24 protein-coding genes are annotated in these 21,661 nt (G+C 39.8%); 12 read left to right on the top strand and 12 right to left on the bottom strand.

Annotated elements, in window-relative coordinates:
• Positions 1–45: 45 nt before the first annotated feature.
• The 3 genes from VHE99_06840 to VHE99_06850 all read right to left on the bottom strand — a co-directional run bounded on the left by VHE99_06840 (position 46) and on the right by VHE99_06850 (position 4,535).
• On the bottom strand, positions 46–777 hold the full coding sequence (locus VHE99_06840) for an MIP/aquaporin family protein (GenBank protein ID HVV68729.1): 732 nt from the start codon (positions 775–777) through the stop codon (positions 46–48).
• A gap of 35 nt (positions 778–812) precedes the next feature.
• Positions 813–1,379: an NADPH-dependent FMN reductase gene (locus VHE99_06845; protein HVV68730.1), complete on the bottom strand. Its 567-nt coding sequence runs from the start codon at positions 1,377–1,379 to the stop codon at positions 813–815.
• A 198-nt stretch (positions 1,380–1,577) separates the two neighbouring features.
• The gene (locus tag VHE99_06850; protein HVV68731.1) at positions 1,578–4,535 is read right to left on the bottom strand and encodes a hypothetical protein; all 2,958 of its coding nucleotides are present in this window, start codon (positions 4,533–4,535) and stop codon (positions 1,578–1,580) included.
• Between the two features lie 324 nt (positions 4,536–4,859).
• On the opposite strand from VHE99_06850, the gene VHE99_06855 reads away from it, so the two are divergent.
• Entirely contained in the window at positions 4,860–5,435 is a 576-nt protein-coding gene (locus VHE99_06855; GenBank protein HVV68732.1) for a hypothetical protein, read from the top strand.
• Between the two features lie 87 nt (positions 5,436–5,522).
• Here the strand turns inward: VHE99_06855 and VHE99_06860 are convergent, their stop codons facing one another.
• Positions 5,523–6,743 carry an MltA domain-containing protein gene (locus tag VHE99_06860; protein ID HVV68733.1) on the bottom strand — a complete coding sequence of 407 codons (1,221 nt, stop codon included), beginning with the start codon at positions 6,741–6,743 and terminating at the stop codon, positions 5,523–5,525.
• A gap of 228 nt (positions 6,744–6,971) precedes the next feature.
• Here VHE99_06860 and VHE99_06865 point away from each other — a divergent pair, with 228 nt between their 5' ends.
• Entirely contained in the window at positions 6,972–7,280 is a 309-nt protein-coding gene (locus VHE99_06865; protein HVV68734.1) for a hypothetical protein, read from the top strand.
• 14 nt (positions 7,281–7,294) lie between these two features.
• On the opposite strand, the gene VHE99_06870 is transcribed toward VHE99_06865, so the two are convergent.
• From VHE99_06870 to VHE99_06885, 4 genes are all read right to left on the bottom strand, one after another.
• On the bottom strand, positions 7,295–8,215 hold the full coding sequence (locus tag VHE99_06870) for a DNA ligase (GenBank protein HVV68735.1): 921 nt from the start codon (positions 8,213–8,215) through the stop codon (positions 7,295–7,297).
• A 43-nt stretch (positions 8,216–8,258) separates the two neighbouring features.
• Positions 8,259–8,921 carry a hypothetical protein gene (locus VHE99_06875; protein ID HVV68736.1) on the bottom strand — a complete coding sequence of 221 codons (663 nt, stop codon included), beginning with the start codon at positions 8,919–8,921 and terminating at the stop codon, positions 8,259–8,261.
• Positions 8,922–9,185: 264 nt separating this feature from the next.
• On the bottom strand, positions 9,186–9,734 hold the full coding sequence (locus tag VHE99_06880; GenBank protein ID HVV68737.1) for a ferritin-like domain-containing protein: 549 nt from the start codon (positions 9,732–9,734) through the stop codon (positions 9,186–9,188).
• Positions 9,735–9,840: 106 nt separating this feature from the next.
• Positions 9,841–10,113 carry a hypothetical protein gene (locus VHE99_06885; GenBank protein HVV68738.1) on the bottom strand — a complete coding sequence of 91 codons (273 nt, stop codon included), beginning with the start codon at positions 10,111–10,113 and terminating at the stop codon, positions 9,841–9,843.
• A gap of 119 nt (positions 10,114–10,232) precedes the next feature.
• On the opposite strand from VHE99_06885, the gene VHE99_06890 reads away from it, so the two are divergent.
• The 7 genes from VHE99_06890 to VHE99_06920 all read left to right on the top strand — a co-directional run bounded on the left by VHE99_06890 (position 10,233) and on the right by VHE99_06920 (position 14,633).
• Positions 10,233–10,526, top strand: a complete 294-nt coding sequence (locus VHE99_06890; GenBank protein HVV68739.1) for a hypothetical protein — start codon at positions 10,233–10,235, stop codon at positions 10,524–10,526.
• A gap of 83 nt (positions 10,527–10,609) precedes the next feature.
• Positions 10,610–11,041, top strand: a complete 432-nt coding sequence (locus VHE99_06895; protein ID HVV68740.1) for a hypothetical protein — start codon at positions 10,610–10,612, stop codon at positions 11,039–11,041.
• A gap of 114 nt (positions 11,042–11,155) precedes the next feature.
• Positions 11,156–12,073 carry a LysR family transcriptional regulator gene (locus tag VHE99_06900; GenBank protein HVV68741.1) on the top strand — a complete coding sequence of 306 codons (918 nt, stop codon included), beginning with the start codon at positions 11,156–11,158 and terminating at the stop codon, positions 12,071–12,073.
• A gap of 89 nt (positions 12,074–12,162) precedes the next feature.
• Positions 12,163–13,095 (top strand): L,D-transpeptidase family protein, encoded by a 933-nt coding sequence (locus tag VHE99_06905; protein HVV68742.1) that lies wholly within the window; start codon positions 12,163–12,165, stop codon positions 13,093–13,095.
• An 88-nt stretch (positions 13,096–13,183) separates the two neighbouring features.
• On the top strand, positions 13,184–13,522 hold the full coding sequence (locus tag VHE99_06910) for a hypothetical protein (GenBank protein HVV68743.1): 339 nt from the start codon (positions 13,184–13,186) through the stop codon (positions 13,520–13,522).
• Between the two features lie 155 nt (positions 13,523–13,677).
• Positions 13,678–14,238: a biotin transporter BioY gene (locus VHE99_06915; protein HVV68744.1), complete on the top strand. Its 561-nt coding sequence runs from the start codon at positions 13,678–13,680 to the stop codon at positions 14,236–14,238.
• Positions 14,235–14,633: a DUF1284 domain-containing protein gene (locus VHE99_06920; protein HVV68745.1), complete on the top strand. Its 399-nt coding sequence runs from the start codon at positions 14,235–14,237 to the stop codon at positions 14,631–14,633. The genes VHE99_06915 and VHE99_06920 overlap by 4 nt, the downstream gene beginning before the upstream one ends.
• Positions 14,634–14,640: 7 nt before the next feature.
• On the opposite strand, the gene gcvA is transcribed toward VHE99_06920, so the two are convergent.
• On the bottom strand, positions 14,641–15,546 hold the full coding sequence (gcvA, locus tag VHE99_06925) for a transcriptional regulator GcvA (GenBank protein HVV68746.1): 906 nt from the start codon (positions 15,544–15,546) through the stop codon (positions 14,641–14,643).
• Positions 15,547–15,657: 111 nt separating this feature from the next.
• Between gcvA and VHE99_06930 the strand changes: the two genes are divergently transcribed.
• Positions 15,658–16,242, top strand: a complete 585-nt coding sequence (locus VHE99_06930; GenBank protein HVV68747.1) for an isochorismatase family cysteine hydrolase — start codon at positions 15,658–15,660, stop codon at positions 16,240–16,242.
• Positions 16,243–16,265: 23 nt separating this feature from the next.
• On the top strand, positions 16,266–16,676 hold the full coding sequence (locus VHE99_06935; protein HVV68748.1) for a carboxymuconolactone decarboxylase family protein: 411 nt from the start codon (positions 16,266–16,268) through the stop codon (positions 16,674–16,676).
• Positions 16,677–16,942: 266 nt separating this feature from the next.
• Here the strand turns inward: VHE99_06935 and VHE99_06940 are convergent, their stop codons facing one another.
• From VHE99_06940 to VHE99_06950, 3 genes are all read right to left on the bottom strand, one after another.
• A complete protein-coding gene (locus VHE99_06940; protein ID HVV68749.1) occupies positions 16,943–17,293 on the bottom strand; it encodes a hypothetical protein in 351 nt (116 codons plus the stop codon).
• Between the two features lie 298 nt (positions 17,294–17,591).
• Positions 17,592–19,274, bottom strand: a complete 1,683-nt coding sequence (locus tag VHE99_06945; protein HVV68750.1) for a thiamine pyrophosphate-binding protein — start codon at positions 19,272–19,274, stop codon at positions 17,592–17,594.
• Between the two features lie 162 nt (positions 19,275–19,436).
• Positions 19,437–19,979 (bottom strand): VOC family protein, encoded by a 543-nt coding sequence (locus tag VHE99_06950; GenBank protein ID HVV68751.1) that lies wholly within the window; start codon positions 19,977–19,979, stop codon positions 19,437–19,439.
• Between the two features lie 126 nt (positions 19,980–20,105).
• Between VHE99_06950 and zwf the strand changes: the two genes are divergently transcribed.
• On the top strand, positions 20,106–21,641 hold the full coding sequence (gene zwf / locus VHE99_06955; GenBank protein ID HVV68752.1) for a glucose-6-phosphate dehydrogenase: 1,536 nt from the start codon (positions 20,106–20,108) through the stop codon (positions 21,639–21,641).
• The last annotated feature ends 20 nt before the right edge of the window (positions 21,642–21,661 follow it).

Consider the following 21,661-nt stretch of genomic DNA (forward strand, 5'->3'; position numbering starts at 1 on the left):
TGCTAATGGAGATAATTTCTTATTGTAATTCTTGCGTAACGGTATTTAGCCGTTGAGCATTTTCCAAAAAATCGCTCCGATGATTGCACCTAATAAAGGACCTATGACCGGTACCCAGGCATAAGGCCAATCCGAAGGACCTTTTTCGCCCAGCGGTAAAATCGCAAATGCAATGCGTGGTCCAAGATCACGGGCTGGATTGATAGCGTAGCCGGTAGGACCACCTAAAGACAAGCCTATGCCCCAGACTAACATCCCAACTAAATAGGGTCCAACGCCCAGAGGCACCATGCCGTTTTTAGTGGCTGGACCAAAAATAGCCGCGACACCGATGACGAGTACTGCAGTGCCAATGATTTCGTTTAGCAGATTGCAAGAATAGTTACGAATGGCAGGTTGGGTTGAAAAAACCAATAACTTGACCAGCGGATCTTCTGTTACGCGCCAATGGGGTAAATACGCCAGCCACACGATGACTGCACCCACAAAAGCGCCGCATAATTGCGCGAGCTGCATGGCTAGCATTTGCGGAAGGGTGTAGCTGCCTGTGGCTATATGGCGTGCCAGGCTGATGGCGGGGTTAAGATCAGCATTGGGTGAGCCAAAGGACTGGGCGACAAATACGCCCACCATGACAGCAATTCCCCAGCCGGCAGTGACGGTTATCCAACCGCCTTGTTGGCCTTTGGAGCGGTCTAATAAAACATTGGCGACTACGCCGCCGCCTAAGATGATTAAGAATAAGGTGCCTAGGAATTCGCCGATGATTGGGGTCATAAAATAAATCCATAGTAAATTGTTTAAATGGGTAATTATGTAATTGTTTGCCGATTTTGATGATGCAGCTCAATCCATTGTGCGAAGCGCTCCAAAAAACCTTGGAGAAATTTTTGGGTGGACTCTACAGTAATATTGAAAGCCTCATCAATTAATCCTTCTTTATAGATGAGATAAACCTCAGGAAGCCCTAAGAGAATAGCATCTATTGCAACCATAATACTGCGTAAATGGGCTTGTGCACAGGCTGTGGCGACGTTGCCTTGGCTGGTGCCGATAATTGCCGTTGGTTTGCCCCTCCAGGAATTCTGACCATAGGGTCTAGAGCCCCAGTCTATGATATTTTTTAACACGCCAGGTATTGAGCGATTATATTCCGGCGTTACTAACAAAATAGCATCAGCTTGGGAAATTTCTTGTATTAATCTAACGACAGCAGCGGGTAAATCCTGTTCAAGGTCTTGATTAAATAACGGGATATCATTGATTTGTGCAAGTGAAAATTTTGACTGTGGATGATTGAGCTTATCTAATGCAAGGGCTAATTTTCTATTGAAGGATTCTTTGCGGAGACTACCGACAACAACCAGTATATTGAACATAAATATTCCTTGTTAGTACTTTTCCTTGCCGCAAGCTGAGAAAGAAAAAGTTTGATTGGAAAGGGAGCGGATGACAACAGCTAAAATGCTACCATTAACCGTCCCCAGCTTCAATTTATTATCTTTTTGAGTATTGGCTCAAGTGGAGGGTGATAGGGAATACTCAGAATGAGTTCATTTAAGAAAAGTAATGGAGATTTATTTTGTTGTTCCAGGTGATAAGCTATCAGAAGAGCTGGTTTCAGCTGCCAGCTTTTTGTCTTTATTCAATTTAAGCCGTTTTAAGGTGTGGGTTGTCATTAGTTCATTTATAGGCCTAACCAAACCAACTAGCAATTCTTTATTAACTGGAGGTTGGTTTGCTTCACTTTGTAGCTCGCTGAGTGTGTTTATTGCCGTTCCCAATCGAGTTAGTTCAGGATTCTCCCAATTCACTTGAGTTAAGTTCCTCCAAACTTTAGCCAGAGACTGCCGTTGAGTGAGGGAAGCAGGAAGTTTTTCCATTGCCGTTTTGACAAGAAGTGGGATTTTTTTGGCGTCCTCTTTATTTTGAGTATATGCATAATCTAAGTTTTTAGAAATTTCTGAGTCGATTAATTCTTGAGTAGATTCAGCTTGTTTCAGCGGAACAAGCAACTTATATCCGTCATAGCCATTATGTTTTATGGCTAAAAATTCTACGTTTAAACGGGCAATAAAGTCTTTTTTTTGTTCCTCCAATTCTTTTTTAGGAGTTGATGTTTTATTTTTTTGATATCTTAATAATGCGGCAGTTTTAAAAGAATTAACTATAAGCCAAGCTGTTTCCAATTCAGAATGATGAAAAAGAGTAGACTTTGTTTGGGATGGCTGCTGTGGAGGTGATTTTTTCTTGGAATCATTGGGAGCAAATATATCTTGATTAAGAAACTGAAAATTATAGGGTCCAGGTGCAGGGATCGAGGATTTTAATTGAGTTTGCAATTCTTTTTGCAACTGAATAAAAGGTGGAGAATTAGGGAGTTGTGATTTGCTTACTGTGGTGAGAGTGCCCGAAAATACATGTAATTTCAATTGGTTTAATTTTTCTAATGCTTCGATGGATGGAGGCTGAAGTGACTTTCGGCATTTTTCGATAGAAATTAAAAAAGCTGCTTTATAAGCTTCAGTAGGCCACATAAAAACTACCCAGTGACCTTGACGTTGATCGATATAAGCGTAATGTACACCAATAGTATTCAGTGCATGTTCAACTTGGTCAGTAGTCACTGCTGCAGGCTTAGTGTTTTTGATTCCTAGAATGTTTAATAATGCTAGGGCATGTGTGTTTGAAATCTCAATCAGCACATGATCTAACAAAATACATAAATCATCTAAAAAACGTTGAAATCCAAATTGTTGAGAACGATCCAGGAGGCCGTCCATCAGGCTGAGTTTTTGAAAGGCATTAAAACCTTTTTGGTTAAATATCTGTGATTGCAATATTGAAAAAGAATTACCAGCCAGAGAGCTGGTATCTAAATGATGACCCTCGGCTATGTTTAATAGTGCAGTGAAGACTGTGGAAATAAGATTATAGAATTCAATTTGTTGCGGTTTCAGAGGATGATCTAAATTAGGAAAAATTTGTGGATGTTGTTTATACAGTGATTGCAAATCTTCTATTGTATCTGCACCACCCTCATATACGTATTCACTCACGAATTGCATAAGTGTGCTGGGTAGCAGAAGTAATGATTCAAGACTTTGTTGAAGTTTGCGGTCGAATAAAGTGATATCAAGCAATGGAATTTGTAAGGGTAAGCGTGCTTGTTGTAATGGATTGAATTTAGTAAATACATATTCGACTGTAGCAGGTTGTTCTCCTGTTTGCGTTTGGCGTTTTTCAAAAAGAATAAGTTGATACTTCATGCATAAGCGCTGAGCTACAGAAATTTTTTCTGCAATTGGATCGGAATCGGTAGATTCTGATGGAGTTTTACTTTCTAAACTAGGCCCAAATTTGACATCAGATAATACAGTTTGAGTTGTAGATGATAAAGCTGCTGAAGAAGGTTTAGTTTTTAGTTTTTCAATGATATCGGGTAAATTTTCGCTTAGGAATCTATGTAGTTGACTGAAAATTTCCTCGTATTTTTTTGATGTCTCTTCAATATCCTTTAATCGTTGAGATAGCGTTGAAAGTTCATGTGAATTATCGTGTGAGTAATCAATTTGCATAATGGAACGAATAATTTCTCGGAATTCATCGAGAAATTTCTTTTTACTTAAAGTTTCTTGAGAATGTGCATTAGTTAAAATTTTAAACAGATTAAGAAAATTATGACGAAATTTCTCTAAGTCAAATGAGCTCTTATTGCTTTTAGGATTAAGAGAGTCTTTTTCAAATTGTTGTAGGTAATGCAGGAGTTGATTTCGAGTAAATAATCTTTTGTCCTCTCTGGGTGTGTTAGTTTTTTTCTCCTTTATTTCAAAGGCGCTTTCATTGATTATGGATTGACTAATACATTCTCTAATTGAATTATCAATGTCTTTTTTATGAAATTTTTTCTCGGTTTTTTGGAAAACCTCTAGAGGTTTCATGCTGTCTAATAGCATTTTATTTTTGCTAAAATTGCATTTTACAAAGGTTTCTCTAGTGATTTCTGGTGCAGTACTTCGCACCGTTATTTTAACGGTAAGTTCGATGTGTGGTGGGTTGTTTTCAATAAAACGAACGAAATTCACTTCTAGTTTAAGTATACCTGTGAGTGTCGTTTTATCGTTTGAAAAAGTTAGATTAAATCTACTATTTTCTTGATTGCTGGCTGTTACTAGTAAATCTGGACTTTTCCTGCCTAAGGCTTTTTCAATTTGGGTATAGCGGGTCATGGCTATGGCATAAAGGCCTATACCATCAAAAAAGGGAGTTATAAAAACAGAATTTTCTTTAACGCCTAATTTTTCTGATAATATTTGCTTAGTCAGCTTGTGATCGGTTTTGTTATAAAAAATCTCGTCAAAATTTGTGCCTGGTGTAAATACGGGAGTCCCGTTTATATCAAGTGTTCGGGAAAGCTCTCTATTGATAGCTTCAATAGAAGGGACATCTCTTTGATAATCTTGATCTGTAAGGGTATATACTGGTGAGTCAATAGTATCTTTTGTTAGTATACCTAAGCCATATAACAACTGCATAACAATATCTCTCTAAAATATTTTTTATGTTCTCATTTTTGCTATCATTAGGCAAATATAAGCATTGAATAAGCTTAAATTTTTAACAAAAGCTTAAAGGAATATTAAAAAAATAGGTATATTCTATAGGTTGCACAAATTTAATTCCTGATCGTCATTGCGAGGAGCATAGCGACGAAGCAACTCAGAAAAAATTAGCTTAACTGGGTTGCTTCGTCGCTATGCTCCTCGCAATGACAGCCACGGGGAAGTGAAAGGGCATGATTTTTAACTAATCTGGCATTATAATGAGAAGTGTTTTCTTATTGTCGAGGATTTTCACGGATGAAGTATATTGATCGAAGGACAAAAATTATCCTTTCAGTCTTATTTCCTATTTTATTTATTGCTTGGAACGTGGGTTTTGATTTAGGTGTTTTTGGTACAGTTTTGTACCGAAACCTGATGAATGCCTGGATGTTCGCCGTGGCCACGTTTTTTGCTTTGCTTTATTTCAAAGTTACTGGCAGAACGACAGTTCGCTTCGCAACCTTAGTCATTATATTTATCCCCATGCTTTGGCCGGTAATAGATGCGTTGGATCAGCATTTGGATAATGCTTATTTTAATGCTTTAGTAGGTATTTATTATTTTGTGATGGCCTGTTGTTTGGGGTTTACGCTGTATATTTTTTTAAAGTTGATTAAGTATGATATTTTTCAACCACTGAATAAGAGAAATCTGGCTTTTATTGTTTTTGTTGTGGCATTGACGACGTTTGTCAGTTATGAAGTTGGTTTACATCATTATCTGTTTTTTGCGTGTGGACATTTTAGGATCAGCGGGGAGTTTATTCCGCCTAATTGTTATAGGCATCCTAATCCGCATTTTCATACGTTTTATCGTAAGTCTTGGGGGTAGGTGGGCTGCGATAGACTTCTCCTTCTCATTCACCTCTCCCATCCCACAAGGGGATTCCCTTCAGTCACAGGCGGAAGAGATAAATAACTAGGATTTAAGCTTCGGCAACAAAATCCAATACTCGCCATTTTGCCGCATATGGCCAGCTTGATATTCAGCGTCAAGCCCCGGGCCAAAATAAATATCTCCGCGAATAATGCCTTTAATTGCGCCCCCTGTATCTTGCGCGATGAGTAAATGTTGGAAAGGTATGGTTTGCGCATTAGCCTTATTTTGGGGAATTTTGGTTGACAGCCAAATGGGCGCTCCTAGGGGAATGTAGTCAGTATCTACTGCCAGTGAACGCTGTGGTGTTAAGGGAATTTTTTGCGATCCTAATGGGCTTGATCCAGTTAAAAATTTAAAAAACACATAGGAAGCATCTTGATTTAAAATATCATTTATTTGTTCGGGATTTTTATTTAGCCATGTTTGTATAGCTTCCATGGACATTTGGTCTTTTGGTATGGCTTTTTTCTCAATTAAAATCCTCCCAATGGCTGTGTAGGGTTGGCCATTTTCTCCAGCATAGCCGATTAATTTCTGTTCATGATTAGGTAACTGTACGAGCGCTGAGCCTTGTATTTGTGCCACAAAAAACTTTACCAAATCATTCGTCCAAAGTAACACAGCAGCATTTTGTGAAATAGCACCATTATTAATTTCAGCTCGGCTAGGGTAGGGTATCAGAGTTTGATTTTTCAGGCGGCCAATAATTTTTTTGCCGGTTAATTCGGGTTTAAATAACCCTAGATCAACCTTGATTAGGTCCTTAGGTAGTGCATAAATGGGTATGTTATAGGTTTTATCAAATTTCAGACTGCCGGCAATGGCTGGTAAATAATAGCCGGTAAATAATCCTTTGGGGTTTAAATTATTTTTAACCTGATAGGGGATAAACCAGGCCTCAAAAAAGCGTCGGGCATTTTCTGGATCTGTCGATGTGAGCTTTAGGGCTGCATGGCAAATGGTTTGCCAATTGCGTACTGATGCGGTTTCTTTAGTTTCGCCGAAGGCAGTTTGTGGTGGTAGTTCTAGAATTTTGGTACAGGAAAGTTTAAAAGCTTGTAAGGCTTGGCTTTGGTCATCTTGTTCCCAGCCAGGTAATTGGTCGAAGTGCCTTTTGCTGAGTTGTAGGTGGGGGCCAAAAGCACCGAAATAGTATAGCGTTCCGGCTATGATTAGAATAATCACGGGTATTAGATATTCTTTGCTGAAAAGTTTTCTAAAAGGCAACACAATTTGTTTTCCTTTAAAAATGGCTGTCATTTTCCGTAAGTGCAGGCTCTAATGTGGGGGCTACTACTTGGCTCTGCCTTAGGGTGTTACTTGTGTCATAGCGCCTGTTCTTTGGGCGTGTAACTTGGCTGCGGTGATACTCATACTATAAACTATGATTTAAACACATAACAAATATAAAAGTTGTGCTTTTTTTGCAATAAAACTAATCGGAGCTTAACTATACTTATATTAGGTATTGAAGAGGAGCGAGAGAAAATGCTAAAAATCATAGGCTTAGGTGTTAGTTTAATGGGAATATTGTTGGCAGGTTGTGCTACTACAACTTATGTTGCGCCTTATCCAGCCGCAACTGTGACGGCTTATCCTGCAACAGTGACAACTTATCATCCGGCTAAAACTTATAATACAACGACTAGAACGACTACGACCAGTTATAGCTATCCTGCTAGTGGAGCTACAACGATACAATATTATCCTGCGGGCTATTATACAGATTATTATGGCTATTATTATCCAGATGCTGTGTACTATACGCCAAGCAGTTATTATTATTTAGATTACTAGTAGATGACTAGAGCTTACTCCTCCTCCTTTTGTGGAGGAGGGGTGGACAGATCGTATCTAATTCGGACAAAACCTGCAAAGCGCGGGATATTATTTTTTGTTTTGCCAAAATATTTATAAGTTATAATACTGCCAATTTGTGGTGGATTTTTTCTTTGTGCGTCGCTAAAACCACTGCCAATTTTAAAGCGTACTTTGTCAGAATTTTCAACTAACAGTGCGCCAAGCATATTTTTGTATTTACCTTTACCGGGAATATGCGCAATCACCACCGCTTCTGCATCGACAAACGCTTTTAACTTTAATAGATCATTATTGCGCACAGCTTGGTAATGGGATGTTTCCCTGTGTAGCATTAAGCCTTCACCGCCTGCTTTGAGTACAGTGTGGAGTTGTTGCATTAATTCCTGTGGGCTCTCCACTTTATACTGCGGTATCACCTGCAAATATTCGGAGTGAATAGCAGCGATCAGTTTTTTCATCATTTCCAGACGTTGAGTAAAAATATGGGGATTTTGCGGCATATCAAAAACCATAAAACGAATTTTTTTCCATTCGGCATCATTAGGGTTTTGTTGTCTTATAATGCCGGATACGCGCTCGAATTGATTGTGACCAATCCATAATTCTCCATCCAGGGGTTCTTGAGGAAAGTTTTCAACAAACCATAAAGGTGCATTGATCCTATGGCCTTGTCGGGAGATGAGGTTTTTACCATTCCAGTAAGCTCTGACGCCATCAAGTTTTTCGCTAACCCAGTAATTTTTTGGATTGATATGGTTAGAGTAGATATTGGCTAATTGCAGCGGAGGCGGTTGCTGACAAAAAGCGGTTAGCGTTAAAAACAGAAAAACTAAGGTGACAAAAAAATAGTAGCGGGTTTGCTGCCATCTGTGAATAATCGTATAAAATTTAAGCGCGGATTGTTGACTCATTCCGCGATTATAGTGAGCTCTTGAAAGGGTGCAATACCGTAATTTACAATTTTGTTATACGCCTAATCCAGACAATGGGAGCGACACTGAACACAGTATCTGCTGATAGAGTTTGAGTTTGAGTTTGGGTCTTAGGGTCTAGGCAGCTTAGAATATATTGATCGGGTTGTTGACCGTTTTGAAATTTGCGAATCAATACTTCCCCACTGGTTAGCTGAATGATGCAAAGTTCGTCTATAGCCTTTGATAATTCTGTGCCAAAATAACGTTCACCTGCAACTAAATCACCTGGTCGCAAATAAGGCTGCATACTGTCATCTGCGAGAATGGCATCAACGGTATTGGGGTGTAATTTACGGAATAAGCCCAATTCTTGTGCTACAGCTCGGCTGGTAGGAAGGTCAGTATGTGTTGTTTGCTGGAGGGCGCCGCCCGGTTGAACACCGATTCCATATAACAACCATTCGACTGAACAAGGCACGCCATCCTCTTTAAAAGCTGCCACGAGTTTTAATGCGCCTTTTTCGGTCAAGCCACCATATTTACCGGTTTCCCAATTCTGTAAAGTGGGGGCGGGTATGCCAAAGCGTTGGCTAAATTTGCGGCGAGTATAACGTAGTAGTGTTTGGCGAATATGTCGCACCCTGTTGCCTCGGGTTTCTGGGGAGGTGGGGGCTGGGGGTGGGGTCTCTGGGGTCGAATTCATGGTTTTTTAATCCCTTGGAAAGATATTTATTGTTCACCCATTAGACTTTAGATGCTTGAGGTTTTGATTTAAATTTTATTTAAAACTTGATATTTAATGTAGGCAAGGGAATTATACTGCTTAAGATTTCTAATGTCCAACGGGCATAATTAAAACTTGAATGTCATCTTGAATGCGAGCTGTCATCCTGAGCACAAGCGAAGGATGACAGTCATCGAGAGGGATTGTTTCAATATGAGGAGGGAGAGTCTGCTTTGCAAGCATTTAATCACGTTTGACTCTTAACAGTTCAGATAGATCATCCGCATGATCTTCCTCATCTTTCAGGATAGCTTCCAGCATACGTCTGGTAGTCGGATCACCAGCGCCAAACCATTCAATCATTTCACGATAGACCATCACTGCGATTCTTTCAGCGATTAAATCTTCTTCAACGAGTTTTAATAGATCAGTTCCGGTGCCGTATTCTGTGGCAGTTCTTTCTTGTATGGTGCCGGGGTTGAAATCTGGATTGCCACCTAATTGATTAATGCGTTCTGCGATCATCATCATGTGTCTTTGTTCATCATCGGCATGTTCTTTAAATTCGGCAGCAACTTGCGGGCGGTCAATACCATTGGCGATAACTTGATGGTGGCGGTAGCGCATAACACACATGATTTCAGTCGCTAGGGCAGAATTTAAAAGTTGATAGGCTTGTTCAAGATCTAAAGGGTAATCTTGGGTGACGGCGCCTTTTTCTATTGATTGTTTGGCTTGTCTTTTGATTTCAGCAAGACTGCTGAGTGGATTTTTTTGTTGGGATGCTGCCATGCGTAGACTCCTTTAAGAATTCTTTTGAATGAAATGAATTATAACCCTAGCGTTTAGCTAAAAAACAGCTCGATTTTAAAAAATTATACTTTATAAAATCAGCAAGTTAAAAATTTCCAAAAAAGCCTGCTTCATAATAATTAGCATTGCTAGGTCCATAGCCATTGATATTAATGCCTACGCCGCTGGGATAATAAGTATTAACCACGGGGATATCATTTGGATTCGGAGAATTATCGGCAGTAATCGCTGGATGCGTCTTAACGGCGGGATTAGGTGTTACTGCTGGATATTGCCGTACAGTGCTTGGATTGGTGGTGCAAGCGGATAACGATGTGATGACTGCGGCAATCAATATGCCGATGACTTTCTTCCTCATGGTTTTCTCCCTGTTTTATACCAGACGTATCTAAGTATAGTAGAGAATTTTTTTTATTTTCTAAAAATAAAAAAATTGTTAGCTATACTTGCATTTAGGGTAGAAAGAGGAAGAAAAAAATGGCAAAAATTACTTACGTAGGTTTAATTGTAATGATGGCTGCATTGGCAGGTTGTGCTGCTGCAGTGCCAGGCTATGTGCAAAAAACGCCGCCACCGACAATTTCTCATCCAATTAAAACCCAAGGTTCTTCTTCTGTAGTTGCCACAGCCAACGATAATGATCTTTATGCTATTTATAATACCCCCATTCTGACCTCCTATTACCCTGCAAGCGTTGGCATAGACGGAGGTGTGTCTTATGGCCCTGGGACGTTTCGATATAATCCCACCAGTTATTATGGAGGTTTTTAACGTTTATCTTGTGTTTTTTCTATTAAGTGGCAATCCCTTTGCTGTGATCTATAGTTATTGATATACAACAAAGGAGGTGTTTTATGGATATAAAAATTCTACAAAAAGGATTGGTCTTAGGTGGTTTGATTGCCTTTGGTTTAGCAGGATGCACAACGAATCCCTATACCGGACAGTCTCAGTTATCTAACGCGGGTGCTGGTGCATTGATCGGTGGAGCTGGAGGAGCGATTATTGGTGGTGTTGCAGGTGGAGGTACAGGCGCAGCCATAGGTGCGGGTGCAGGTGCTTTAACAGGCGCCATTATTGGCAGCACTATCCCCAATACATATTACAATCCCTATGGTTATTATTACTATCCTAATTCCTACTATAGCTCTTACTACCCCAATTCTTACTATCGTTCATATTATCCTAATGGCTATTATCGCAACAATTATTATTATAATAACCGCTATACGGGTTATAGAAATTATTACGGATTTCCAAGATACGGAAGTTATTATCGCCGTTAAAAATATCAAGAACAGGTATTTTAGTAGCTGTCACTCTTTTGAAGAATGACAGCTATTTTTTTGGGGATGGTTGCATTTGACTAAATGATACTGCAAATATAGTATATCATCCGTATGAATATCTATAGAATCAACCTCAATCTTTTAAAAGTATTTGTTGTGCTTATGCGGGAACAACAAGTATCGGCTGCGGCCAAATGTTTGCATCTGACGCAGCCGGCTATCAGTAATTCCTTACAGCAACTGCGTGAATTATTTCAAGATGAATTATTAATCCGTGCTCCTAAAAAAATGGTGCCGACGCAAAAAGCTTTGCTTTTGGCGCCGCAAATTGATCAAGCGTTGACTCAATTAGAAAGTTTAATTTTTTATGAGGATGAATTTGAGTATAAAGTTTCAACGCGCACCTTTCACCTAGGCATGAGAGATTATGCGGAATATGGATTGTTGCCAAAAATTTATGCTGAAGTCAAAAAAATAGCACCAAATGTATCGTTAAAAATTCATCCCTTTGATGATTTTACTGCTGAAAATTTCGAGAACGAAAAGCTGGAGTTGGGCATTGGTGTAGAAAAAAAATTTCCCAAACAGTTAATGAGTGAAAGACTGTTTAGCGATAGCCCTGTGTGTGTGGCGCATGTAAACCATGCTCTATTTAAACGACCGTTGACATTAGAGGCTTATTTGCAAGCAGAGCATCTGGCTGCTTGTGTTTACTCTGAAGAATTATCTCGCCCTGATTCAGCTTTGAAAAAGCTTAATTTGAAACGTAATATAAAATTGACTTTACCTAATGTCCTGCCGGCGTTTCAAATGCTGGCTACTTCTAATTTAGTTGGAACCTTTTCCAAAAGTATCGTGATGCAGCACGAAAAGAAATATCAACTGAAGTATGCACCTCCGCCATTTACAATCCCAGGGTTTCATATTGCGCAAATTTGGCACCGTCAGCAAAATAATGATAGTGGGTTAATTTGGCTGCGTAGTTTGATAAAAAATATTTGTAAAAAATATTTTTCAAATATCATTTAAAATGATAATTATCATTTGATAAATCAATTTCACTAAAGTAAACAAATAAAGTCATAATATTTCATGTTTCTTTATCAAGAGAGTGAGACATGAAAACTATTTATGGATTTTTATTCCCCTACAGCTTTTTTTTAATCCTGTTCGCTTGTTGCGTGCAGGTACAGGCTAGAACTTTTCCTTTGCCGGCAGAGGGTGATGTGGTAGGGCAGTTGGAAGTCGCTGTGGTTAAATCGGGTGATAGCTTTGCGCAAATTGCCAGAGACCATGATTTGGGTTATACCGAATTGCAGGAAGCCAATCCTGAAGTCGATCCCGATCATATTCCAACAGGGACAGTTCTGGTAATTCCTAATCAATTTATTCTGCCTAATGCCCCTCGAAAAGGCGTGGTCATCAATTTAGCCGAAATGCGTCTTTATTTTTATCCAGGAGCCGGCAGTGTCATTACCCATCCTTTAGGAATTGGCAGAGAAGGGGAGGATACGCCGGTGGGTGTTATGAAAGTCATAGAACATATCCCCAATCCCACCTGGACGGCAACGCAAACCATGCGAAAACTACGTGCCCAAGAGGGGATCATTTTGCCAAAAAGTGTGCCACCAGGCCCTGATAATCCTTTAGGTAAATTTGCCATGCGCCTATCTAGCCCCACCTATTTAATACATGGAACCAACGATCCTTTGGGCGGCATTGGCCGACGTAGCAGTTCTGGGTGTATGCGCCTTTATCCTGAGGACATTGAAACGTTATATCACCAGGTGAAAAATGGCACCCCGGTTTATATGGTTAATCAGCCTTATAAGGTGGGCTGGTCGGAAAACCAGTTATATATTGAATCACATGCAGCGTTGGATGAGAGCATAGAACAAGGTAAAAGCGATGTGGATGCGATTAAAGCGGTCATCAGTCAGAGGGTGAGCAATAAGCAGGCGCAGGTTGATTGGGATAAAGCCGTGGTGATAGCGGGTGAAACGCAAGGGTGGCCGCAATTAATTGGCGGGTTGCCGCGAAATACAGATTAAATGGGTAAAAGTAAAGATTTCCTTATTAAATATAAATTTTGTTATACTTACTGCATATGGAAATAAATAAACAAAAAGGAGAAGTTCAATGCAGAAAGAGCTTATGGGTCGTTTTGTGCCATGCGTTTGTACTATTGATGATATGCATATGCCGGCTATCAGCGTGGTCAGTGTTAGCGATGTGCACCCGCCTGATGTCATAATTGAAAGCGTACGTATGGATTATAAAACGCCTGACATTATGAGTGCCTACCGGCAGGCGGTTGAGGATTATGAAGATAGTTTGTCTGAGTGTCGTAATGTAACCGATATCAATCAACGTATACAGTCGGTGGTGTCAGGGTTAAAAAAGAAGAAATATGTGCTGACGCCTAAAACGATTAGAAATCTCTTGTTCAATACGGCTACACCTGAGGTTATCCATTGACGGTAATCGGGGGCTGTAGAGGATAAAAATTTACAAATGAGTGCTAGCTTAAGTTTTTATCATCTACAGAGGATCAGTTGCAGCTTTGGGTAGATTGACAATAGCCAGTGTTACTTTTATTCTCGCCGGATCAACCACTATTTAGGAAATAAATTATGTTGAATGTTTTGCGAAAATCTATCAGTCAACCGCTGATTAAAATTCAAGACAGCCCGTGGCTTTATAGTTTGTGGGGGGCTTTTTTACTGTTTTTATGTTCGCAGGTTTCAATTCCATTGCAGCCGGTGCCAATTACCCTGCAAACTGTGGGTGTCATGCTGGTGGGCATTACTTTTCCGCGGAAAATAGCTGTTCAAGCGGTTTTAAGCTATTTAGCTTTGGGTGCTATTGGGGTGCCGGTTTTTGCAGATTTTTCTGGGGGTTTAGCGGTATTTATTGGTCCGACGGCAGGGTATTTAGTTGGTTTTTTATTTGCTATTTTGGTCATGAGCACTATTGCTGCAAAGCAAAAAAATTCTCGCAATTTATGGTCAATGTTTGGCAATTGTTGCATAGGAACTTGCGTTGTTTTTCTGTTTGGAATCCTAGGGTTATTACCATTTATGAATTTAAATCATGCTGTTCAGGTGGGCTTGATTCCTTTCATATTGCCTGGATTGATAAAAATTGTTTTGTTAACCATTTGCTTAAAATTCCTAAAACCCAGGCAGCAATGATTAAATTCAGGCCGCATCATTTTATGTGTACCTTGGGGTTTCAAGGAAAAGGTTATTCCAAGGTATTTGTAGATAATTATGCTACCATCGTTTCTCAGCTAAACAGTGACCCAGATACTTTAATTGAAGTTGTTTCTCACCTGGATAATATCTGCCAGGCTTGTCCTCATCAAACTAAAAATGATCTTTGTAACTCTCAAGCTAAAATTGAAAAGCTGGATGCTGTGCATCAGAAAATTTTAGGATTAGTAGTGGGGCAAGTGATTTCTTGGCGGCAGGCTAAAAAACGGATTACCGATCGTATGAGTGTTTCAAAGTTTCATTCAGCTTGTGAGGGATGTGAATGGAAAGGACTGGGAGTCTGTGAAACTGCTTTAAAGAATTTGATAAAATAGTTGTTACTTAACTAGTTTGTAAGTTTTTAAATTCATTCAATAACCATTTACGAAAAACCTTAACTTTCTTTTTGCGCAAAGTGCGTTCAGGACACACCAAATAATAATTTTTAGCTGTCTTTACTTTAAGTGAAAAAGGTGCAATCAATTGTTGAGACTGTAAATCGTCACTGACCAGCAGCTCATGAGCAATGGCCAGCCCAAGCCCAGATTGAGCTGCCTGTAAGGCTTGCATGGTCGTCTGAAAATACAAACAAGCAGATTTGGGTGGTTCGGGAATTTTCGCGGCTTTAAGCCATGATGACCAATCTTCGCTGCGTAATTCGGCGCTTACATAAATCAATTTGTAGCGCTGGATATCTTTATGTAAATCAATTTTTTTACTGCCATCCAATAAGCGGGAACTGCACACTGGAAAAAGATAATCGTGTAGCAAGAAATCTTTATGGAGCTCCGGCCAATCGTTTTCATTCCCATAATGAATCGCTAAATCAATGGTGCCGCGCATCAAATCCACGCCTAACTCTGATGTGGACATGCGGATTTCAATATCGGGATGTAGACTTTGAAAGCTATGTAAGCGGGATATAAACCAGCGCAAAGTAAGCGTGGTGGGAATGCTGACTGTCAAAACATTATCATTTTTATTGAATAGGTTTTCCGTTGCTTGTTGAATATTAGCAAAGGCCAAATTTAGGGCAGTAGCATAAGTTTTCCCGATATCGGTTAAACTGATGCGTTTGCCGTGGCGTTCGACTAATGAAATTTCCAAATAATTTTCCAGTTGCTTTAGTTGCTGGCTAACGGCAGCGTGGGTAACATGCAGTTCATGGGCGGCTTTAGTGATGCTTAAATGTCTGGCGATGACTTCAAAGGTGCGCAGTGCATTTAAGGGAGGGAGTCGAGTGACCATGATGTTAGAATTAGTTACATTAGGTAAGATATTATTGCTTTTTTTTCGATAATTTTCAATATAAAATATTAATATATCTAACGATTTCTAATGTTTTAAACGGGAGAAACTATGAAAAAAACCGCATTAATTGTTATAGATTTTATCAACGATATCGTCGATCTTAAAGGCAAATTTACTGCTACTGCAGAGTTTGTCGATAAGCATAAGGTCATAGACCAGGCTAACCAGGTAATACGTTTTGCACGAGAACAACAAATACCCATTGTGTTAGTGAAGGTAGGGTTTAGTGCGGGGTATTTGGAATGTCCGGCACATTCACCGGTATTTGGGCGGGCGAAAGAACTGCAAGTATTGCAGTTAAATACCTGGGGCACTGAATTCCATGAAAAATTGGCGTATCAGCCTACAGATTTAGTCATAGTCAAGCCGAGAGTGAATGCCTTTTATTCAACAGCTTTAGAAGCTTTTTTGCGCGCTAATGCAATTCAGAATGTTATCATTACTGGAGTTTCAACTGATATGGCTGTGCAAACGACCGCACGTGAAGCTCATGATCGTGATTATAAAGTATTTATTCCGGGTGATGCCTGTGGTGCTGGTTCGCTTGAAGCGCATGAAGCCACATTAAAAACCTTGCAAAGAGTAGCGACGGTTATTGCTGCCAATGAATTGACTGTAGAGCTGTTAAAATAATTATCACTGAAAGGAGTAAAGCCATGAGTCAACCAGATTACAAAAACACTGAAGGCTACAAGAAAGGCATCGCTTATTTTATGAGTAAATATGATCCCAAGCATATTGAAATTCTGGATAAGTTGTACGAGTTCTCACCTGCGCTGGCTGATGTAGTTGTTTCATTCGGATTGAATGATATTTGGAAAAATAAAACGCCACTTTTGACAGATAAAGAAAAAGAAATTGCCGTTTTTGCTACTTTGATTACTTCTTGTACGGTGCCTAAAGAAATTAAAGCACATACGATTTGTTTATTGAATGTAGGAATGACTAAAGATCAAATAAAGGAATTGTTGGTATTAATGACTTTATACATCGGAGTACCTAATGTGATTACGGCTTCGACGCTGGTTGCTGAAGCGTTTGTGGAATATGATGCTTTGCATAAATAAAATCTAGTTACTTCTAGAGGCTGTAGTCCTCCTCTGCTCCTGGTGAGAATCAGGGGAGTGGGCGAGACAGTTAACCCTTTATTAACAGCGTTAACCTGCAGCATAGGAGTGCTATTCCAACATGTATTTTGAAATGTTTTCTATAGAAAATTGATTGTTTGTTGTTGTAATCGGTTGCGGCGAGGGGGTTTTAGTCAGGAGTTGCCTGATGGAGCTTTAAAAAATATTTCGATAGTATTGATGCGCTTGTTGGTTTGCTTAAGATTTTAAGAATATCTACAACTAATTGTTGAATAAGTATTCGAGATTTTTTCTTCTTCTACAGGTTCTTGGGAATTATCATCAAAAGCGCGGTAGCATGCATTTTTTCTAATGATAGGAGGTGGCAATCTCCATGCGGTCAAATCTTTTTTAAACCTTTCCACTTCTTGATAATGCTCTATTTCTTTATAAGCACAAATAATTATACAGTCAGCGTAGCCCTCCATTGATGGAGCGTTGTATCTTCTTGCATATTGGCTACAAAAATAAGCTAAATAGTTACATCTTTCCTCCATAGACTTTACAACAGGTGCACTTCTACGATACTTATCATAAATAGGATCAGTTGATTTCATGGGACTTGCTAAATCTAGTGTTTTATATTAAATATAATTGTATAAATTTCATTATTTGCATTCAACTGCTAAATATGTGTCCGTCGTATCAAAATAAAAATGTCCCTTAGTTCACTATTTGCCTTGCAACAAATAGAGCGAGGACATGAAAGGGGAGATGAAGTAAGAAAGGTGACGTCATTTGATATTGAGAGGTTTCTTGGAGGGAAAAAAGACATTTATACCTGATAGAAGCAGGCTTATCGGAGAAAAAGAGCGCTCCCACAAGGGGAGCGGGATGATACGAAAAGTTGATCTGCTAAAATGGTGACCTTTGCTCAGCATTATCGTAATTGCCGGTTTGCACATCGATTAATACGGCTTTATTCAAAGCTAAGGCTTGGGTAAATGCGGCGTTAAGTTGTTCAGGCTTGGTCACTGATATGCCGATAACACCCAATCCTTCTGCGATTTTCGCCCAATCATGAACAGGTAGCTTTAGAAAGTCGGCTTGAAATTGGCCTACTTGTCGGGCACGTAACTGGGGATTTCCATGGGCGCCATTATTGAATACTATAAAAATAACGGCTAAGCCATAACGCGCGGCGGTTTGAATTTCTAAGCCATGCATTAACATGCTGCCGTCACCAATAATAGCGACTACCGGGACATTGGGTTTAGCTACTTTACCGCCGATGGCAGCGGCGATTGACCAACCCATAGGGCTCATATATTTTACCTGGCTAAAATGTTGTCTGGGACCGTAGGTTGTCCAATAGTGAGAGGCGATAAAGCCACTTGCGCCCTCGCCTGAAAATAAAATGGTATTTTCAGGCATCACTTGCCGTAATTCTTTAATAACCCGCGCAGGATGAATGGGAATCAGATCGCTAGAAAAATGCTCAATATTATAAAAATTAGGGCCGGATTTGCGAATTTGTTCTAACCATTTTTTACGTTCTGTCACAGTTTCTAATAGAATTTGTTGTTGTTGAGCGGTGTTTAAGGCGCGTAAAAATGTTTGACTATCTCCCAAAACAAAATGATCTGGCTGATAGTTCGCATAATAAGCATTGGCTTCAATATCATTTAGAACCAGGGCTTTTTTGGGTTTGAGCGTTGGAGACCATTTGACTGTTGAGGTCTGATTAAGTCGGGAACCAAGGACGATAAGTACTTCAATCTCATCGCCGTGTAAAGTTTCCATAGCGTAAGGATTGCCAAACCAGCCTAATACGCCTAGGGATAATCTATGATTCTCGGGAAATACGCCTTTACCCCCTAAAGTTGTAGCAACGGGTATTTCGTAGGTTTCAGCGAAGCGTATCAATTCGTCAGTGGCTTCAGAAAATAAACTGCCCATGCCCGCCAGAATCGCAATTTTGCTTGCTCCGCGTAAAAAGTCCCAGGTTTTGTCGCAGGTATTTTGGTCGAGGATACGTGGGTGGTATAGGCTATCAGGTAATTTGCGTAGCGTTGTTATGTCCACGTCTTTTGGTTGTAGGTCTTTAGGAAAATCCAGTTGCACAGGGCCGGGGTTAGTTCCTAACATATTATGAAATAATGAATCAATTTGTGGTTCCAGTTGAGCTAACTCAGTGACTGCCAAGTGTTTGTTGGTTACGGGAGTTAAAAAAATATTGCTGTTATAGGAGCCGTCGCTGGTATCTTGAAAGGCGCCGCGTCCTTCCATATAGGTTGGGGGTTCGCCGGTGATAACGAATATCGGTGTATGATCGCTATAGGCAGTGGTGATACCAGTCATCATATTGGTAAGACCAGGGCCACCAATGCCAGCAGCAATGCCAAATTTCCCGCTGACTTTTGCATAGCCATCGGCCATATAAGTTGCCCCACTTTCATGTCCGGCAACAATAGCCTGGAATTCGGGACAAGCTTCAAAGGCAACGAGCATAGGGTCAACATGACCTCCCGGTACCATAAAAAGATGCTTGACGTCTTCCGTTATAAAGCGCTTTATCAAGTATTCGATAGCTTGCATGATTTCTCCCGGGAAAATCTTGTGAATAAGTGTTATTTTATCACCTATGCTGGAAGGTACACAGTACGAACATTTTTGTGACCTAATATTCAAAATTATACTAGGCTAGGGAGAGGAGTGGGTGGCAGTAGACTAGAGTTGCCAGTCAGGATGACAGCCAATTTATTTATTAAATAATTCTGCCGCCCGCTTGCGCATTTTCGCAGGTGTAACATCTTCAATATGGGTGGAAATAAACCATTTGTGACCATATGGGTCTAAAATAGCACAGCTGCGATCACCATAGAACATATCTTCAACCGGTTTTTGTATTTTTGCGCCATGTTTTACAGCAGCTTTCGCTACAGTATCAACATCTTTAATATAAAGATGTATGCGAACGGGAGAGCCACCATAATTTTGCGGACCACGGAAATCCATTCCTAGGCACTCATCGGCCAACATAATTTTAGCATCGCCAATTTTAAGTTCAGCATGTGCAATTTTGCCGTCAGAAAATTCCATTTTCTTAATTTCTTTTGCGCCAAAGACTTTTTTGTAAAAGTTAATTGCGTCAGCTGCATTATTATCGATAGCTAGATAGGGGGTGATGCTGTGATATCCCTTAGGAATAGCGGATACTTTTTTTCTTTTAACTTTCGTAGCAACGGTTTTCTTTTTTGCTGTGAGGGGTTTTTTCTTTAGGGTGGATGATTCTTTAGGCATGATTTGACTCTCCGTAGTAAATTAATTATTAAATTATAACTGTGACGTAAGTTGCCTGGCAAGTTGCGTGAAATCTTGAACAGATTGGTTTATTATTGTTTTAACTAATCAAATCGGGAGCTTTATATGGATTTAATGGATGGTTGTTCTAAGCCCGTCGGAAACGAATCACCGACTGTTTTAAAACCGGCAACGCCTTGTGTATTGGTGATTTTTGGAATTACGGGTGACTTAGCGAAACGTTTATTAATTCCAGCTATTTGCAATTTGGGTAGTCATGGGTTGCTGGATGAAGCTTTTAGTATAGTCGGTATCGGTAGAAAACCCTTCAACACGGAATCTCTCCATGCTGAAATGCAAAAAAACCTTAAAGATTTTGTAAAAAATCCAGAGGCTATCAAGTTCGGTCAAACCTTAGTCAATCGCATAAGTTATGTTCGAGGTGATATAACGGATGCTAATCTATTTTCTGATTTAAAAAAACAGTTGGAAGCATTGGCTTCTTCGCAATCCAGCAAAAACTATTTATTTTATTTGGCAGTGCCGCCAGATGCTGTTACGGATATTACGATTGGATTGCACCAATCTGGATTGCTTAAAGAAGCAGAGAATACTTTTAAAAGAATCATTGTAGAAAAACCTTTTGGCCATGATTTGGCATCAGCCAAAAAATTAAATCAACAATTACTCACCGTGTTGAATGAACAGCAAATTTATCGTATCGATCATTATCTGGGTAAAGAAACAGTACAAAATCTGATGACCTTTCGGTTTTTAAACAGCATATTTGATTCGGTCTGGAATCATCACTATATCGATCATGTGGAAATCACTGTAGCAGAAGCGTTAGGGGTGGAATCAAGAGGGCGTTTTTATGAGGATGCGGGTGCTTTACGCGATATGGTGCCTAATCATTTGTTTCAAATATTAAGTTTGCTGGCGATGGAGCCGCCGCTTTCTTTATCCTCAGACCCCATCCGCGATGAAAAAATCAAGTTGCTGCGTTCTATACAAATGATGAGTGTTGAACAAGTCCTTGAGCGCACGGTGCGGGGTCAATATGTTACAGGTATTATGGACGGTAAAGAGGTACCGGGCTATCTTTCTGAGCAGGATGTTTCACCGCAATCTACCACTGAAACTTATGTGGCAATGAAACTGTTTATTGATAATTTACGTTGGTTGCATGTGCCTTTTTATTTGCGTACCGGCAAACGCTTGCAAGAACGTACTTCAAAGATTGTGATTAAATTTAAATCTCCCTCAACCACATTATTTGGTAAAGAAATTCAAAATGTTTGTCCAAATTTATTGCGAATCAATATTCAGCCCCAAGAAGGTATTTCCTTGCGTATTGCAGCAAAAATCCCGGGGATCAGTTTGCAAGTAAGCCAGGTAGATATGAATTTTAAATATTGTGACTATTTTGGCATGAATACGCAAACTGGCTATGAGGTGCTTTTGTACGATTCCATGAATGGCGATCATACTTCCTTCCAAACAGCAGATATGGTTGAAACCAGTTGGGCTTTGGTGCAGCCGATTTTAGATAATTGGGCAGGTTCAAATCCGGCGCCGCTTTATACTTATGCAGCTGGAACCTGGGGGCCAAAGGCAGCTGATGAGTTGTTGAGAAAAGATGGTAGGGTGTGGCTGGCCTAGAGTGAGGCTTTTTGTAATTG

It is taken from the genome of Gammaproteobacteria bacterium, from assembly GCA_035546635.1.
In the GTDB taxonomy this organism is placed as follows: Bacteria; Pseudomonadota; Gammaproteobacteria; order JAURND01; family JAURND01; genus DASZWJ01.

Coding starts and splice junctions, on each gene's coding strand:
- VHE99_06870 (HVV68735.1), bottom strand. CDS start 8,215: ATGAGTCAACAATCCGCGCTTAAATTTTATACGATTATTCACAGATGG.
- VHE99_06915 (HVV68744.1), top strand. CDS start 13,678: ATGTTGAATGTTTTGCGAAAATCTATCAGTCAACCGCTGATTAAAATT.
- VHE99_06845 (HVV68730.1), bottom strand. CDS start 1,379: ATGTTCAATATACTGGTTGTTGTCGGTAGTCTCCGCAAAGAATCCTTC.
- VHE99_06910 (HVV68743.1), top strand. CDS start 13,184: ATGCAGAAAGAGCTTATGGGTCGTTTTGTGCCATGCGTTTGTACTATT.
- VHE99_06850 (HVV68731.1), bottom strand. CDS start 4,535: ATGCAGTTGTTATATGGCTTAGGTATACTAACAAAAGATACTATTGAC.
- VHE99_06935 (HVV68748.1), top strand. CDS start 16,266: ATGAGTCAACCAGATTACAAAAACACTGAAGGCTACAAGAAAGGCATC.
- VHE99_06865 (HVV68734.1), top strand. CDS start 6,972: ATGCTAAAAATCATAGGCTTAGGTGTTAGTTTAATGGGAATATTGTTG.
- gcvA (HVV68746.1), bottom strand. CDS start 15,546: ATGGTCACTCGACTCCCTCCCTTAAATGCACTGCGCACCTTTGAAGTC.
- VHE99_06875 (HVV68736.1), bottom strand. CDS start 8,921: ATGAATTCGACCCCAGAGACCCCACCCCCAGCCCCCACCTCCCCAGAA.
- VHE99_06930 (HVV68747.1), top strand. CDS start 15,658: ATGAAAAAAACCGCATTAATTGTTATAGATTTTATCAACGATATCGTC.
- zwf (HVV68752.1), top strand. CDS start 20,106: ATGGATTTAATGGATGGTTGTTCTAAGCCCGTCGGAAACGAATCACCG.
- VHE99_06855 (HVV68732.1), top strand. CDS start 4,860: ATGAAGTATATTGATCGAAGGACAAAAATTATCCTTTCAGTCTTATTT.
- VHE99_06840 (HVV68729.1), bottom strand. CDS start 777: ATGACCCCAATCATCGGCGAATTCCTAGGCACCTTATTCTTAATCATC.
- VHE99_06890 (HVV68739.1), top strand. CDS start 10,233: ATGGCAAAAATTACTTACGTAGGTTTAATTGTAATGATGGCTGCATTG.
- VHE99_06885 (HVV68738.1), bottom strand. CDS start 10,113: ATGAGGAAGAAAGTCATCGGCATATTGATTGCCGCAGTCATCACATCG.
- VHE99_06895 (HVV68740.1), top strand. CDS start 10,610: ATGGATATAAAAATTCTACAAAAAGGATTGGTCTTAGGTGGTTTGATT.
- VHE99_06920 (HVV68745.1), top strand. CDS start 14,235: ATGATTAAATTCAGGCCGCATCATTTTATGTGTACCTTGGGGTTTCAA.
- VHE99_06860 (HVV68733.1), bottom strand. CDS start 6,743: ATGACAGCCATTTTTAAAGGAAAACAAATTGTGTTGCCTTTTAGAAAA.
- VHE99_06905 (HVV68742.1), top strand. CDS start 12,163: ATGAAAACTATTTATGGATTTTTATTCCCCTACAGCTTTTTTTTAATC.
- VHE99_06950 (HVV68751.1), bottom strand. CDS start 19,979: ATGCCTAAAGAATCATCCACCCTAAAGAAAAAACCCCTCACAGCAAAA.
- VHE99_06880 (HVV68737.1), bottom strand. CDS start 9,734: ATGGCAGCATCCCAACAAAAAAATCCACTCAGCAGTCTTGCTGAAATC.
- VHE99_06940 (HVV68749.1), bottom strand. CDS start 17,293: ATGAAATCAACTGATCCTATTTATGATAAGTATCGTAGAAGTGCACCT.
- VHE99_06900 (HVV68741.1), top strand. CDS start 11,156: ATGAATATCTATAGAATCAACCTCAATCTTTTAAAAGTATTTGTTGTG.
- VHE99_06945 (HVV68750.1), bottom strand. CDS start 19,274: ATGCAAGCTATCGAATACTTGATAAAGCGCTTTATAACGGAAGACGTC.